This is a genomic window from Calothrix sp. CBUCES-K 9914, from assembly GCF_059640475.1.
This window is the reverse complement of record NZ_JBXXZH010000070.1, coordinates 1-18,056: the sequence shown is the minus strand read 5'-3', so window position 1 is coordinate 18,056 and position 18,056 is coordinate 1. Positions and strand designations below refer to the sequence as shown.

The window sequence follows — 18,056 nt, the reverse complement described above, 5'->3', positions numbered from 1 at the left end:
CTCGTACTTCTCGATGCGTGCGAGGGAGCAAAGGGTTTAAGCCCCCCCTGCCATAATCTTCGATTTAGCAGCTTACAATTGGTGGTGAGTCGAAGCCCCCACCATATTGCATACCTTCTGCCCTCTGCCTTCATCACTTACCTGTTGAACAAGCCTCTTTTTATCTCATTGAATTTATTTTTAACATTTGTTCCCACCGTTATTGCACCATCTCTTACTCGGCTTGGGATTGGTATAGATAATCCAACGTAAGCACCGAAACCTGCATCAGGTTTATCTCCTCCTGGAGGAGCAGCCTGAGAAATAACTCCTTGTCCAAACCCTATTGTATAGTATGCTGAAGTTAAACCATTAGCTTGTCCTCCGATAAACGCGAACTCTCCAGTAAAAGTTTGAGGACCTATTCCAACAATACTAGGAGATTTTAACACAGTCTTTGCCAAAGGAATTTGAAACTGATTTTGTCCATTAGATTGACCAATACCGGAACCTACAATTATCCATGAACCAGAGTATTCAGGAATAGTTTGCGATGTAGCATTAAGGTAGCCAACACCTCCTATTGTTATGGCTGGAAGATCAAAATAACCAAAAACACCTTCCCAATATCTATCTTTCTCGAAAAGCAATGCCGCAGCTCCTTGAAATATTAGTCCGGTGCCTAATGTCGCCAGTATGTCTAAAATACTCAACACTGCTCCGAACTCTGCTGCACTGGTGATCGCCCCGCTTGGGTCTATATAAGTAATTGGATTATCATTACCATAAATGTATCGATGTCTTGTCATCGGCTGCTCCGTGAAACCCTCAAATGGGTCAACAGAAGCAAAGCGACCTTGATTTTGGTTGTAATATCTAGCCCGTAGGTACTGCATACCTAAGTTGCTATCAATCTGCTCGCCTCGGTACAGGTAATTGTTCTGGGTGCTACCAGTAGATTGTAGCAAGTTGCCGTAAGCATCATAGTTATAAGTATCAGTTACTACACCTGCTGCGTTACTAAGTTGGCGAACGCCACTGTGCCTATCATATAGATAGAAGTTAGAATTACTACCTCTTGAAAGAGAAATCAAATCAAGCCCGTGTACGTATGTAGCTTGAGTTTGTCCAGATGGAGTGTATTCAGACACTACTTCAGCGTACTGACGGTTAGTATCGACCAAATAGCGAGTTTCTTGACCATCAACAATTGCAGCAACTCGATTGCCATCAGCATCATACTTGTAACCCAATTGGCGCGTTACATTACCGTTGGTAATATTCGCTCCAATTAAGCGGTTTTCTGAATCCCAATCGTACACTACTTGCTGTCCTGGAGCTACTTCGCCCGTAACATTGCCGTTGTTGTCGTAATTATAGGTAGTTGTAACTCCGGCTATAGTTTCGGTTCTTAAACGGTCGTTAATGTCGTAAACATAAGTTGTTTCTCCTTGTAGAGAATCCCTACGGGTGAGACGATTGCCAACGTTATCATAGACGTACTCAATTATACGGTTGCCATTTACAGGGTCGGTGATAGTCTCTAAAGTTAAGCGATTGAGTTCATCGTAGTCAAACTCTACCTTACGACCGCCCAGTTCTTCAACTAACTTAGTATTACCTACTTTGTCGTAAGTGTAAGTGTATTTAGCAATCAAGTTATTATTTCTGTCCTTGGTTTCCAATACCTCTAATTGGTTGAGTTTATTATATTTGTAGTTTTGAGTATTACCATTGGGTAATGTTACCTTCTCAAGATTGCCTACAGCATTGTAGTTGTAGCTAGTTTCGCCGTTGAAGGCAATTACTTTTTCAAGCTGACCTAAGCTATTGTATTGGTAATTAGTCGTACCATCCGATGTAGTAAGGCTTGCTAGTTTTCCGGTCACTGAGTCGTATGTGTAAGAGATATCCTTGTTGTCAGGATTAGTAACCTTAATTATTCGTCCTTGTATATCGTAGTCATAGTCAGTAATACCGAGACTATCTTTAACAGTATCGCGCTTACCAGCAGCAGTATAAGTAAATTCAACTAACCTGTTATTTTCATTGAGGAATTGTTTGCTAATCAGGCGATTGTTCAAGTCGTAGTCGTACTTAATCTTGTCACCATTAAAGTCAGTAGTTTCAATCACATTACCCACTTTGTTATAGACAGTAGTGGAACGCTGCAACATTGGACGTACAACCGCAGTTCGACGACCTAACCCGTCGTATTCAAATCGAGTAATATTGTTGTTAGCATCCTTTTGGTAAACTAAATTGCCAGCTTCGTCGTATTGGTACTCAGTACGATTTTGTTTTGCGTCAATAACAAATCTTAGTTGGTCGAGTGCGTCGTATTCGTAGCGGGTGACGCGACCAAATTGGTCTGTTTGGGTTAGGACTTTACCAGCAGCGTTGTATGTAGTTTTAGTGCTTGTATTATCCACGTAAATCATCTCAACCAATCTATCTAGTCCGTCATAAACGAATTTTGTAGTACGGTTGAGAGCATCTGTTGTGGATACTTTACGTCCAGCTTTGTCGTACACAGTTGAAGTTTCGTAAACTTGACCGTTTTTAATGTTGCGGGTCAATCTCATATCACCAGCAGCATCGTATTCAAACTCGGTTCTAATACCGTCTTTGATAAGAGCTTTCATCTGACCCGCTTTGTTGTACTCCACAGTGATGCGTGGGTTATCTGTTAGGTTATTTGGCGTTGCATCTGGCAAAATCATACCAGTAGGACGGTTGAGCGGGTCGTAAGTATAACTAGTAGTACGTCCATCTTGGTCTGTGATAGCCGTGCGATTACCTGCTGCGTCGTAGTCATATTTGATTCTCGGATTGTCGAGCAAATTATCTGGAGTATTGTCCGGTAGAATCATTTCGGTCATTTGATTTTTCTCGTTGTAGCGCATGTTTGTGCGACGACCGAGAGCATCAATAACCAGTATTTGATTCCCATTGACATCGTAATCGTACTGTGTTAAAGCATTTTCCGCATCTAAGACAGTTTTGACTTTACCACTGCGGTCGTATGTTTGGGTTGTGACTAAAGTACGCACTCCAGTTGGTGTGGTAAGTTTTCTGGTTTCTGTTTCTTGATTACCGTTTAAATCATAGGTATAGGTTATTACGTTACTAAGAGCATCAGTCTTCTTAGCACGGTTGCCAAAACTATCGTATTCAAACGTGGTAATATCGTTTAGACCTTCGGTAATAGTCCAAGGATTGCCGTTCGCGTAGTAGTTGTATGTAGTTTTGTTACCAGTTGCATCGGTTTTGGATGTTACATTACCCCGACTATCGTAGGTATAAGTTGTTGTATGACCGAGTGCGTTGGTGCTGGTTAAAAGCTTACTAAGAGAGTTATAGGTGTATATTTCTGTTTGGCTTAGAGGATTGGTTCGAGTTAGTTGGTTTCCTTTGCTGTCATAGGTGTAAGTGGTAGTATAGCCATCTGATCCACTTTCGTCAGTAATAATTGTCTCAGTTTTAAGGTTGTTATCGTCATCGTAAGTTCGTTTGGTTACTTTGCCTACGGGGTCAATTTCTTGGAGAATGTTACCGCGTTCATCGTAGATGTAAACAGTTTCGTAGTCGCGCGCGTCTTTAACAATTTGTCTAGAAGTATTGGTGTCATAGGTCATCTCAACTTTCTTACCATTGACATCAAATATTTCCTTTAACCGTCCTGTTATGTCGTCATACTCATTACGTACACCAGTTCTACCAAGTGGGTCAATAATCTTATCAAGATAATGAGGACGTTGGGTGTTATACTCCATGCGTGTGACATTACCTTCGCGGTCGGTAACGCTAACTAAATCCCCCTTTGTATCATAGTCATACTTAATCAAATACCCCATAGGGTCTAGTACAGCAGTAATACGTTCTGCAGTATCGCGCTCAAACGTAATTTGTTTACCAGTTGAACTAGTAATACCCGCATCTGTGTAGGTAAGTTTATTACCATTGGTATCAGTAACGGTCAACAAATCGCCTGTTCGCGCGTCAATCTCGTAAACAATTCCTTCTTTAGTCGTTAGTACATAGACAGTACCAAAGTTGATATCCGCAGGGTTGTAAGGCACACCAGCAGCATCAAAACCAACGTACTCGTTACTACCCGCGCGCTTGATAATTTTTGTATCCTTCACTGTTAAGGTACTCGTACCTCCTTTATCTGCAACGAATGCAGGATGATAAACAAGCGCATCGGCGTTACCGCTAATACCAGCAGCGATTCTAAATATCCGGTCAAGGGTTGGTCTAAATGTAAATGCTTCTCGCTTACCACCTGGTAATGTAATGTATACTTTAGTACCATCCTTGAACGCGCGTTGATACCCTAAAATATCATCTTCTTCGGTGGGTTTACCAAGACTGGTACGCAAGTCAGTATCCCTAAACTCCATCCTCCAACCATAACCAAAGTCATCACGAGTATTGGATGTGAGCGTATCGTAAGTACGTGTGAGGGTAATTGGTATACCAGTAACAGGAACTGTGAGGTCAGTAAAGCTTAACCTGAAGTTACCCAGCTTCAAATCGCCTGTAACATCAACCGTCTGGTCAGTGTAGCTAATATTATCACCACTATCTGCAACCTCAAGACGCACAACATAGGTATCATTTTGTAATAGCGATGGGTCAAGTGTACCGAGTATGCCATTAGTTATTGCAGTTGGGTTATTAACACGCTTAATTTCTGTAAATTCATCGCTATCACCATCATCATCAACAGCCCATACAGGCGCCACTAACAACCTGTAGTAACTTAAAGTACCATCATCAGAAATACTACCGCGTATAGAAGTAGGCGCCGTGATAAATCCATCTGAGACTGTTAAAGGTTGAAGGGTTACAGTTGGTGGATTGACATTACTGGGGTCAATGACCGTGACATCAAAAGTTTCTTGTTTGGTGTTACCGCTTGTATCAGTAGCAATTGCTACTGCACTAATTGTACCACTGCGTGATGCCTTAACTGTAACAATACCGTTTGCATCAAGTATTACTGGTGTACCATCAACTAATAACTGCAAGCTAGCAAGTTTGACATTATCTGTAGCGCGCGCTTGGAATGTAATATCATCACCTAAATTGGCAGTATTATTGAGGGCAATTAATCGAACGAGAGGCGCCATCGTATCCCGCGCGACAGTTAGGTTAATCTCTTGGTTTGCGCTACCACCATTACCATCATTGACCGTAACATTAATTGCATGATTACCAGCATTACTGATAGTAGGCGCCCATCTTAACCGACCCAATGCATCAACAGTTATACCTTTATCACTTGATATTGAGTCTAGGCTGTAAGTTAAGTTGTCACCATCAGCATCTATTGCTTTAACATCGTATGCATAAGTACTATCAGGTGTTACAGTAGTTGGAGCAGTGGAATTAATTACAGGATTACTATTATTACGCGCGGTAAGGGTAAATCTTTGTGCGGCACCCAGTCCACCCTTATCAACGGCGCCAACTACAATTTGATAAAGTCCTGCAATTGGATTCTCCCAAGTTAATAAACCAGTGGTGGAGTTAATTCGGACATCAATATTATCTGGTTTTGATAATATTTGATACGTCAGTGTATCACCAGCATCTTTATCAGTAGCTATAACTTGATAGCTATAAGGACTGCCAACGGTTGCAACAAATTTTGGTGTCGAGGTAATAGCTGGAGCATTATTTATCGCTGTTGTACCCACTTCTATAGTAAAGGTTTGTGTCGAAGTGGCGCCCTGACTATCACGAGCTATCACTTCAACTGTGTGGGAACCAATTTGATTAGATAATGGTTTCCATTCAACTTTACCCTCGTCTGTTATGGTCATCCCAATTGGGCGCCGACCTAAGCTATAAGTAAGTTCGTCATTTTCTACGTCAGTGGCAACTACGTTGTAGGTATAAACTTGGTTTTGTGCAGCAATTGTTACCGGAGTAGAAACAATTGCGGGTGGTGTGTTAGTACCGCGCGCTGTGAGAGTGAATTCTTGACCGACATAGGCGCCATAAGCATCGGTAGCACGTACTAATACTGTGTGTTCACCAATTTGTGTAGATAATGGTTGCCATCTCAAGGCACCAGTAATAGCATCTATTACCATGCCATCGGGCGCATTATCAAGACTCCATAACAACAAGTCGTTATCGGGGTCAGTACCTATTAAATTATACTCGTATGTTCGCTCTAAATTAGTTACGAGATTAGGAGTTGAGGTAATAGTTGGTGCGTTATTTGCAGCAAAGTTTGTAACGTTAAGGGTAAAGCTTTGGTTGGTAATTAAAGCACCATCAGATACATCTAAACTGACTGTGTAATTACCAAATTGTGCTGCGGTGGGAGTCCAAGATATAAACCCATCTTGGGTAATTTCCATACCAGTTGGTTTGGTAGCCAAACTGTATGTAAGAGCATCACCATCAACATCGTTTGCTTCTACTTTATAGAAGTAGGTGTTACCTTGCCTTACAACAGTACGGGGAGTGGAGGTAATATCTGGTGCGGTGTTAGGTAAGTTGGCGCCAACAACTACACTTACTCGTTGTAACGCTTCCCCACCTTTTCCATCGGTTACTTTGATGGTAAATTCTTGATTGCCAAGTTGTGTGCTATTTGGTGTCCAGGTAACTAAACCTGTGTTGGTAATATTAACACCTAGTGATGCTCCTTCTGTTAGTGAGTAAACCAAAGCATCACCATCAGTATTTAACGCTGTTGCTTGGTAACGGAATGTTTTATCTACCTGTGCTTTGTTAATTTTAGGCGCCGATGTAAATACTGGTGCAATATTATCAGGAAGTAGTTCGACATTAATATATTGCAGTGCTTGTCCACCCTTGCCATCACGCACCCGTAAACCAACATTTAATTCAACGGTGTTGCGCGCGAACTCTCCACGACCAAGTGCTGTGAGACGTTCTCTTTCTGCAAATAATTCAGTGTAATACTGTTCGATAATTTGCTTAGTGGGAGACCAAACGACTGTACCAGCAGTCCTATCTAAAGTCATACCGGGGGGCGCCAGTATTAAGTCATAATTCAATGGGTCAGCATTGGCATCTGTTGCTAACGCGCGGTAAATTAAGTTTTCTCCTGCTTTTACCCTGTACTTATCAGGTGTGGTAACAAATATTGGGTCAACATTAACTGGTTCACTGACTTTACCAATACCTGCTAAGTGTCGATAATCTTCTCCACCGACGGTAATTGTATCAATAAAGGCGCCGAAGAGTGGAGTGGTTAAATTATAACCAGCAGGTACGACCGTTCGTACTGTGTAAGTACCGGGTAGCAAATCATCGAAGGTGTAATTGTATTTGTTTGTACCTAATATTGAGACTTCATTATTTTTCTTAGTGATGCGACTTGGTTCATTTTTATCAAGAACACCATTATTATTCAGGTCGAGGTAAACAGTGACATTTTCTTTTAATGGTTCAATCGCGTAGCGGTCATCAAAACCGGAGAAAATGCTAATTAGCCTGTTAAAATCGGTAATTTGTTCAGCGTTGGGGTCAATCTTCTTAATTGTTTCAATTGTTGAGTATAAACCAACACCGAATGCTGTGACGTTACCACCTTTTGCTTTAATATCTGCCACCACTGTGGAGGCAACAGTTGGATCAAGAGGACCATAACCATCCGACATGAAGATGAGGTTGGGGTCTCCTGGTAATGCGTCGAACAAGCTGTCAATTGTTTGTAGGGCAGTAGTAAAGTTGTTACTACCATCTGGACGGTAAGAAGCTAGGATTTCTCGAATATCCGCAATACCGTTATTATTCGTATCAGCAGTGGCAGTGGTATAAATTTGCAGTCCTGGTGTTGCATTATCCATATCTTGGATAACGGCATTAAATTTGTGCGGAATAATACCAAATTTCACTTTGTCACCCGCACCTTGAGCAATGACTGCATCAACCATTGCTTCAACTGCGGCAACTTGGGCATCAAGAACAGTCTTAACGTTAGGGTTACTTTCGTCACCAAAGAACGGTGCTGCGGTACTGCCTGATACGTCGATGGCAAATACTATTGCTGGGTTGTCTCCCTTGACTAACTTCGAGTCGAGTAAACCATTACCGTTGAGGTCGTCAAATACGGCGCCTTGGATTTTACCTAAGTTGCCATACACATCAACTGCAAAGGTTTGAATATCTTTACCACCGCGACGGTCAGATACTTCTACCTTAAAATTAACTTGGCTACCAGGTGTGATATTTGCTTCCGGGAACCATAATAGTTCCCCTGTTTCATTATCAATTAAGGCGCCGAGTGGTGCATCAAGTAAACGGTAAACTAATGGGTCATTGTCTGGGTCAACACCTGTAAGTTTGTACTGATAAACTTTATCTGCAAGAGAAAACTTGGTTTTGGCAGTGCTTGTAATTACTGGGTTACTGTTAGTTGGGTCAGCCCAAAGTTTAATGTTGTATTCTTGAATTGATTCGGCGCCTAGCGAATCTTTTGCTGATAATTTAACGTTAAATATACCTTGTGAATCAGTATTATTATTACTTTCAAGACCATTGCCAGGTGTAATTACATCACGTATTGGTTCGGAGTGACGTAAAACTCTGAAGTTATAATCGACTTTTTCGGTACTATTCCCACCTTGAATTTCTAGGTAATATTCAAGAGTTTCTGGGATAATGATTTCGGCATCAAACAAGAGTTCATTATCAAAGAGTGGGTCAGTACCATGACCATAAAGTTTCCAGCGATACCAGTAAGTATCGCTTGGAGTATTAGAGGAGATGTTATCAAAATAGAGACGTTCCCCTTTGGTTGCTTGTAGCTTATAAATTTTACTAGTTTGCCCGTTATCAAGAGAACCACTAACAGGTAAACTATAAGCTATTGATTGGGATGTACTGGAGTCGAGTAATTGGAACGAATAATCGCGCTCCGTTGATATGTCATCGTTTTTGACAACGAGATAGTGTAAACCAGTAGTAGTTAAAGTTAATGGTGCGCTATCACCATCCCATCTAAAATTACCACGCTCGAAATATTTGTTACCGTGAGCATCGTATAAAGTGGCAGTAACACTCTCACCAACCATTGCGTTAAATAGAACTTTCTGTCCCTGTACGCCATCAAAGGTGTAAACTTTACCTTGTCCTGCATTCAATGTGCCATCATCAACACCACCTATTTCTAGATAGTTTAGATTTGGTGAACGTAAAGTTCTTGGTAGTTCTAGTAAGTTGAATTTATAGGCGCCTGTTGTGTCGCCGTAGTAACCATATACTTGTACCTTGTAATTACCACTTTGTTCTAGTACGATTGGCGTCGTATCTTCATAAGTTACATGGTTATCAAAAACATACGTACCATCTGGGTTAAGCAACCTTGCCCGAATAAAGTAGTTATTTGATAGAGAACCAAATTGCCCATCAAATATGATTTGTGTACCCGCATTTGCAGTAAATTGATAATCAATTACCTCGTTTGCATTCAACGTTCCTGACTGTACTAATCCAATCCCATTATTAGTAATAGGTGCGGTGCTCGTGTCGGTGACAGTGAATTTGTAATTAACAGGTGTATCACTATTACCAATAATTGCTAAGGTATATAAACCAGCGGCGCCTAACGTAACGTTAAAATCTGGATTATTAATATCTGGTGTTCTGATAGCTTGACCACTGGGGTCATATAATATCCAGTTGGCGCCGTTCCAAATATCTGCATCTAGGTTAAAGTTGAGGCGTTGTCCTGACTTCCCATTAAACTTGTAGAGGTTTACTTGATTACCAGGATTTATACTGCCCTGATTAAAATCAGTAGCTCCAAACTTGACTTGAAGTGCAGAATTGTGGTCGAGTAATCTGAAACCATAATCACCAACTGTTGCACCTTCACCATCAATTACCAAACGATAGGCGCCTGTTTCTCCTAAATTAAATGCTCCCCGATCAGTTAAGGTATCCTTATCTACAATTGTTACGCCACTGGGAGAAATTAAACGAGCTTTTATGCTACTAGTTCCAGCGATGGCATCAAAGAACAGTTGCTGTCCAGCAGTGCCATTGAAGGTATAGGTATCATTTTCTCCACGTTTTGAAATGCTACCACGTGTTGTAGAGTTGAGAGTTAAAGGAGAATTACCAGATATTGGCTTTGTAACATGGATAGTGTAATTTTCATTTCCTTGCCCACTACCATACATCGCTAGTATATACTCGCCCGTTGTAGGTAATGCTAATTCGCCATCATGTGCTGTATGGTTTCCAGTAACAACTTGTCCACCCGGACTATACAAAGTCCAGTAGTCCCTATAGTTGCCATCAATATTGTCAATGTATATATATTCTCCTGCCGTAGCACTGAAGCGATATACATCGGTTTCTCTACTCAACGTACCAAAACTTTGAGTTATATCAGTATCTATTATTAAAGGAGTAGAGGTAGATATGTTTAGCAGGCGGAAGCTATAATCACCAGTTGAATCTCCATTACCATCAATGATTAGGCGAAAGCTTCCCGTCTCGTTGAGGATGAGTCCAGGGTACACTCCATAGTAGCCTATGATAGTTTCAGAACCCCTATCATCTTGTACGCGACCGGAGTATATTTCCTTACCGCTAGGGCTAATAATCCTGACAGTAAAGTTGGGGTCATTAGCATTAAGAGCATCAAAGTACAGTTGTTGTCCAACGGTGCCATCAAACGTGTAAGTATCATTTTCCCCTGGTTCGCCGATGCTGCTCGATATTTGCTCGTTGAAATTGAGTGTCTTTGTCTCAAAATCTGGCGTGACTAAATGGTACGTGTAATTTGTACTACCATTGCCACTACCGTACATAGCAAACATGTACTCACCCGTTGCAGGCAATGCTAGTTCTGAGTCATAAGAAGTTAGATTATAAGTAACAATTTCTCCTCCTGGTCCATATAGTGTCCAGTAGTCATGATAGTTACCACCAATCATGTCAATGTAGATGTACTGTCCAGCGGTGCCAGTAAAGGTGTACAAGTCAGTTTCTTTACCCGACGCGCCAAAATCACCCGTTATATCTCTATCTAATAACTCCGGAACGCTGACTTCTGGTTTTGTTAACAAGCGGAAATTGTAGGCGCCTGTTGTATCACCATTACCATCAATTATGAGGCGATATCTTCCTGTTTCGGTAAGAACAAATCCAGGGTATACCCCATAGTAATCTGCGGTGGTTTCGGGTCCTCGGTTGCTCTCCAAAGGACCGCGATAAACTTCATTACCACTTGAGTTAAACAACCTAACTGTGATATTAGTGGTGTTGGTATTAAGCGCATCAAAGTATAACTGCTGCCCTACATTATTATTGTCGAAGTAATAAGTGTCGTTTTCTCCAGGTTTGCTGATTGCTTCAAGTACAGATTTGTTGAATTCAAGTTGTGTTTCTTTAAATTCTGGCGTGACTATACGCAATTTGTAATTTTGATTTGTGGCACCCTTTCCTTGTATCACTAGCAAGTATTCACCCGTACCAGTCAAAGCAAATTCGTTGTCATTATAAATTTCGTTAGAACTAAAAGCTTTTCCATCTGGTTTGTAGAGAATCCATTTATTGGGGTATTCACCACTAGTCGTATCGAAATATAGGTATTGACCAGCTGTACCAGTAAAACGGTATAAATGACTATCAACACCACCGAGAGCAAAAGTACCTTCAATATTTTTATCTTCTTCGTTATTTAGGTCAATTAGTTTGGCATCCGCTTTATCTAATAAACGGAAACTGTAATCACCAATAGCTTCACCATTACCATCAATAACTATACGATATTCTCCCGATTCGGTGAGGGTAAATCCAGGGTACACACTATAGTAGTCACTGTAAGTTTCCGTATCTCGGTCGTTTTGTACGGGACCTGCGTATAACTGTTTGCCAGTGGGAGTGAATACTCTAACGGTAAAGTTAGGGTCGTTGGTATTGAGTGCATCAAAGAATAATTGCTGTCCAACAGTACCATTGAAAGTATAGGTGTCGTTTTCTCCTTTTTCAGTAATGGCGCCGTATTGTATGTCGCCAAAAGTTTCATTTATATCAATTAGTGGTTCAGTGGTAAAGTTAGGCGTAACGATGCGGAATTTGTAGCTGCTATCAATGGCGCCATTACCTTGCATTGCTAAAATATACTCACCAGTTGCGCTGAGTTGAACTTCACCATCGGTAGGTAAATCACCACCTGCAATTATTTGCCCTCCTGTTCCGTAAAGAGTCCACTTAGTTGCAGTTTCACCTTGCTGTTGGTCAATAAAAATATATTGACCTGCCGTGCCATTGAAGCGATATAGCTTAGTTTCAAAGTCACCATTAACTTCGGGACTAGGTACATCGGAATCTAACTTAATTGGGGTAGTGACATTTTGATTACTCGCATCCAATAAACGGAAAAGAACGCTAGTTGGTGTTCCAGTATTACTTGAAAATACTAAATAGTAGTCACCGGCTTCTGCTAGCGTCATTCCGCTTTCAATACCACGGTCAGATTGAGCAGCAATATTGAAAATTTCCCGTCCACCAGGGCTAAATAACCTAACACTAACTCCAGGGTCATTATTATTAAGCGCATCATAGAAGAGTTTTTGACCAATTCTTCCAGTAAATTTATAGGCTTTTGTCTCCCAGCTTGAATTTAACTCAAGTGTGGTGGTTGTATTAAAATTCAACGATTCAGAAGCATCTAGGTCAATTAGAGAGAAACTGTAATCACCCGAACCGGATACAGTTAGGGTGTATGTATCATCATTATCAATCTGAATTAGACCAGTATCAAAAGAAGCATCATGACCTGGTAGTATCCTGGTATCGCCATTGCTATCTGCAATGCGAACTGCAACCGGATAGTAGTAGGTAGGTGCTATTTGACTATCAAAGTAGAATTTCGTACCTGAAGCTGCTGTAAAGGTATAGCTTGAAGAGTTTGCTTCAGTTACACTACCATTCTTTAAAGAGCCAAACCCTGTATTAAAAACAGTTGGCGAATTTTGACTCGATACAAATATGTCAAAATTAATTGCAGTCTCGCTATTATTACGTATTGCTAGTGTATAAATACCAGTAGCTGGTAAGAATACTTCAAAGTCATTATTAAGTGGTGTAGGCTGGTAGTTAGGACCTAATGTTATGCCACCATTGGGTGGTAAACCACCAGGAGTATAAAGTACCCACTCTGCATTTTCTACTGCTGTCAAACTATCTAATTTTAACCTTTGCCCTGCGGCGCCTGATATTCTATAAAGTTTGGTTTCTTTGGGGTTAATGCTGCCGTTATCGGGTGTTCCCAATGTCAAAGTTGGAGCAGTTGCTGTATCGATAAAACGGAATTTGTAGTCTCCAATTGCGTCTCCATAGCCATCAACAATTAAGCTATAATCGCCTGTCTCAAGAAGCACAATTGGTTGATTGTCAGCACCAGTATTACCGCTCCATACATCTTGACCACTGGGACTGACTAATTTGACTGTGATGTTACTGTTACCATTTTGAGCATCAAAGTATAAGCGTTGACCAACAGTGTTGACATTTATTGTGTAGGCATCTTGTTCACCAAGAACTCCAATACTACCATTAATTACGTTACCTATGTTTTGTATGACGGGTATGGTGGTTGAAGATATAACTTGAATTTGGTAATCAATTGGTGTTTCGCCACCGTCTCCACGTAGTACTATATAATATGTTCCATTACCTGGTAGTAATGCCTCAAAATCAGTGCTGAGTGGTAATGGTTCTACAATACGCTGGTTATCGGGTCCTATTAGCATCCAAGCAGCGTCAGGAGAGCTAAATTGACTGTCAAAATATAGACGTTCCCCAGCTGACCCAGTAAATTTATATGCTTTAACTGATGAACCAGGAGTAAGGGCGCCCAATATTGGTTGACTTGTGTTTAAATTGTTAGCATTCGCGATTGGTAAAATATCTGCGTTAGATAAAGAAGCAAAACGGAAATTATAGCTGCCTGTATTTTCGAGCGTTCCATCAACTATTAGTTGATAATTATTATCATTCAGCAACAGGACAGTACCAAACCTATTATCCCCAGCTATCGGGACATTAAACGCTTCATTGCCACCCGCACTCACCAAAGAAGCAGTAATGCCAGGACTCTCCTGCAATACGTCTATGAATATCCGCGTATCATTGGGAACATTCTTTAACTCATAAATATGCCGTTCACCTTTTTCAACTATTTCACTTGAAAAGTCAGAATTTAAATTCTTGGTTGTGTCGGTTTTAGTAAGGGGTGTAATTATTTTGAAATTGTAGTTAACTGGCTCTGAGTTATTGCCTGCAATCACTAGTATATAATCACCAGAGTACGGGAGCGTTATTTCAAAGTCAGTACCCACACCAAGAGAATAGGTATCCTTAATTATCTGATTATCAGATGTTATTACATACCAATTTGTATTTGCTCCATCTAGCAATGAGTCTAAATACAAACGCTCATCTTTGTTTCCTGTAAATTTATAAAAGTGTGTTTGATTACCAGGAGTTAGCGTTCCACTGATATCAATGTCTTTTTGTATTAAATTCGCTTGTCCAACATCAAGCAAGCTAAAGCTATAAGCGTCGGTATTTGCTCCATCGCTATCAATTACTAAACGGTAAGTACCTTCCTCTTTAAGGGTAAACGGACCAACATTGTTACGACTTAGGTCGTGCCCAAAAATAACCGTTCCACTCGGACTATACAAGTATGCTTTAGTCGTGTAGTAGCCACTATTTATAGCATCCAAATATAAACGCTGTCCTAATTGACCTGTAAAATTATATACGTGTACTTCGCCTTTTTCTTTGATGGCATCGCTAATAATATTAGGATTAGCATTGCTGCCCAAAGCTAAAGGTTTAGTAATTGTTTCAGGGGTAATGATTGTAAAAGAATAGTCAACGGCGCCACTCAATTCAGAATTGCCACGTATTGCTAAAATATACTCACCTGTTGAAGGTAAATCTATTTCAAACTCATTAAAGTTACCACTAGTGTTAGTTTCAATTCGCTCATTAGAAGCATTATACAGTACCCAATCTAAACCGCCTGAATTACTCAAAGAATCAAAGTAAAGTTTTTGACCTTTATTACCAGTAAAACGATATACGTTATCAGATGTACCTAGGTTAAGTTTGCCTTTAACAACATTATCAAAAGCTACAGCAGGCGCCAAGCTAGTATTGATAACGCTAAATGTATAAGTGCCAGTAAAATCACCAACAGCATCAACAACTACGCGGTAGTTACCATTTTCTAGTAAAGTTATTAATTGATTACTATCCCAGTTGAAATTAGCGCCATCTATTACTTTTATACCGCTGGGACTATAAACATCGAGGCGCCAGTTAGAAGCAACACCTGTATATTGTAATGGGTCAAAGTATATACGTTGTCCTTTGGTGCCACTAAAGGTAAATTCATCGTTTTCCCCAGGTACACCAATTCGTCCTAGAATAGTATCTCCCAAATTGAGTACTGGTGGTGCTGTCCACTCTGTTACACCAGTATTAGGATTAACTGTCATACCGTCTGGTCCAGTAATCAAGTTATAGGTGATTGGATTATTTTCATCTGGGTCAACAGCATCCGCATCGTATTTATATTCTTTGTTAATGTATGCATCAACAACAGGTGTGGAAGTAAATTGAGGTGGTCTATTTGGCGGCGCCTCTATAACAGATAATGTAAATACCTGTGTTTCTACTCCACCACGACCATCGCTTACTTCCAATACAATTGATTGATTACCTTTATTACTTGTTGTAGTATCCCAAGTAATCAACCCTGCTGTAGAAATGGACATTCCATCAGGCGCCGCTAATAATTTATAATTAAGCGCATCACCATTAAAATCTGTAGCTTTAACACTATATTTATACTGTTTTCCTGCAATAACTTCTGTGACAGGTTTTGATTCAATTACTGGCTTGATATTAAGCTGTGCTAGTACTACTATATCATAGTCAAACTGTACATCAAGAGGGTTGTAGAATACTAATGTACGTTCAAGCGTTTCTCCACTTTTATTTAATTTTCCACCCGTAACTAAGCTGGTAAAGTCATAATACGGAATACCATCTGGGGTAACGCCATCTGCACCACGCAGTATTACTGATGGATTAGTAATATTTTTAATAGCTACTAATAGTGGTGCATCGACGCTATATGTACCAATATTTTTGATGGAAATATCTGTATACAGCAATCCTGTATCTGAATTAAAGCTAGTGCGACCGTATTCAGCTACTAGACTATTTGATACATCAGTTAAAACATTGAAGTTTGGTAGAGAACCACCATGTATTTCAGGTGCAAATGTTGTTTGAGTTGGTGCATTTGTATTTGGTGGCGCCGCAGTTATGGCAAAGTCGGTTATCTTAACATTGGTGGTGGTATCACTATCGTTATTTACAAGACGGAAAATTAGGTTTGCATTTCCGGCTTTAACACCAGTTAAATTCAAACTAACTGTTTTGGTGGTACTATCATATGTGGCGCCTGCACCTAATACAGCATTCTCACCTTCAGTTAAATTGAAGAATGCGTCTCTTCTGGAGGCAATGGTATGGACAATAGAGTTTCCGTTTTCATCAACTAACGCAACTTCAAAAGCATCATTTATTGAGTCGGTGTCAACGTTATCAAAAATTGGGTCTATTTTGAAGCGAAGTATTGAAGGTGTAGTAGGAACAACTAGGGGAAACTTGCGTTCTGGACTAAAGTTGTTTTCTTCCCGCAAAGTTATTTGACTACCAATAACTATATTTTGGGTTGCTTTTAAACCACCACCATCAGTTGCTGTAATAGCAATGTTGAATAAACCAAGTTGCGAAGAATTTGGTGTTCCTGTAATTCTTGCAGTACCATCACCATTATCTATAAATGTCAACCAATTTGGCAATCCAGTTGCAGTTAACGCGCGCGTATCTCCTGCATCTGGGTCTGTGGTCGTGATATTGTAAGTAAATGTGGAGAAAGCTTCAATTGTTGTACTATTTGGTGTACTTGTAAATATTGGTGCTTCGTTAACGTTGGTAACGTTTATTGTCAATTCTTGGTCTTTACTTAAACCGTTTTTATCGGTACTACGAATAATAACAGTATGTTGCGCGCGTGTTTCAAAGTCGAGTAAATTACCATTGGCAACTTGTAACTGATTCCCAACAAGTTTGAATCGACCACCTGCATTATCTATTAATGTATAGCTATGGGTATCCCCTGTATCTGCGTCAACACTACTTAATTCCCCAATAAATGTACCAATAACACTATTTTCGGCAACACTATTATTTGTTAAATTTATTGCAGTTGGCGCCGAAAAACGATAAATAGTTGTAGAGAAGGTGTTCGTATTACCCGCAATATCAGTTGCACGCACTGTAAATACATTATCTCCACCAACAAGGTTTACTGAAGTGAAGCTATATTTACCTGTGTTGTCAGCGGTTGTTGTGGCGCCACTTTGTTCTAATATTAAAGTTGCACCTGGTTCGGTGATTCCAGAAAGCGTTATTTTATCGAATTTAGTTTTTCTATCACCCAATGTACCTGAATCAGATGCAGCATCTAAATTAAAGACAGGTTGAGTAACTTTAGTATCAAGCGTAAACGTAAAACTAAACGCTTGAGAGATATTACCATACTCATCAGTTGCAATTAAACGTAATGTATGGGCGCCATCTGGTAAACTACCACCATATATTGTTTCTAACTTTTGGAGGTTGAATGTAAAACTACCATCACTTCGCAGTTGTGACAGTACATCAATAAAATTCGCTTCAAGAGTATTATTGAATCCTGCTTTTAACGAATCAATAGAGCTTGTATCTGTAACAGTACCTGTAATTGTCGGGTCAAAGGTTATTTTATCAAGATTTGTGGTGCCACCAGGTGCAGTATCATTGGCAAGTCCAGCAGCAATTACAGGAGCAACTACATCATTATTAACTGTAACGTTATAAGCAACTCTCTTGATATTACCTGCGGTGTCAGTAACAGTTACAGTCAGGGTATGACTTCCAGGTGTTAAGTTAGTTAAATCAAGTTGTTGGTCAAATTCACCCGATGTGTTAAAAGCAAT

The 18,056-nt window shown here is 40.2% G+C and carries 1 protein-coding gene; it reads right to left on the bottom strand.

Annotated features, from left to right (window positions below):
• Positions 1-137: 137 nt before the first annotated feature.
• A partial coding sequence (locus AC2JBO_RS17275) for a putative Ig domain-containing protein (RefSeq protein WP_496954887.1) occupies positions 138-18,056 on the bottom strand: 17,919 nt, incomplete at its 5' end.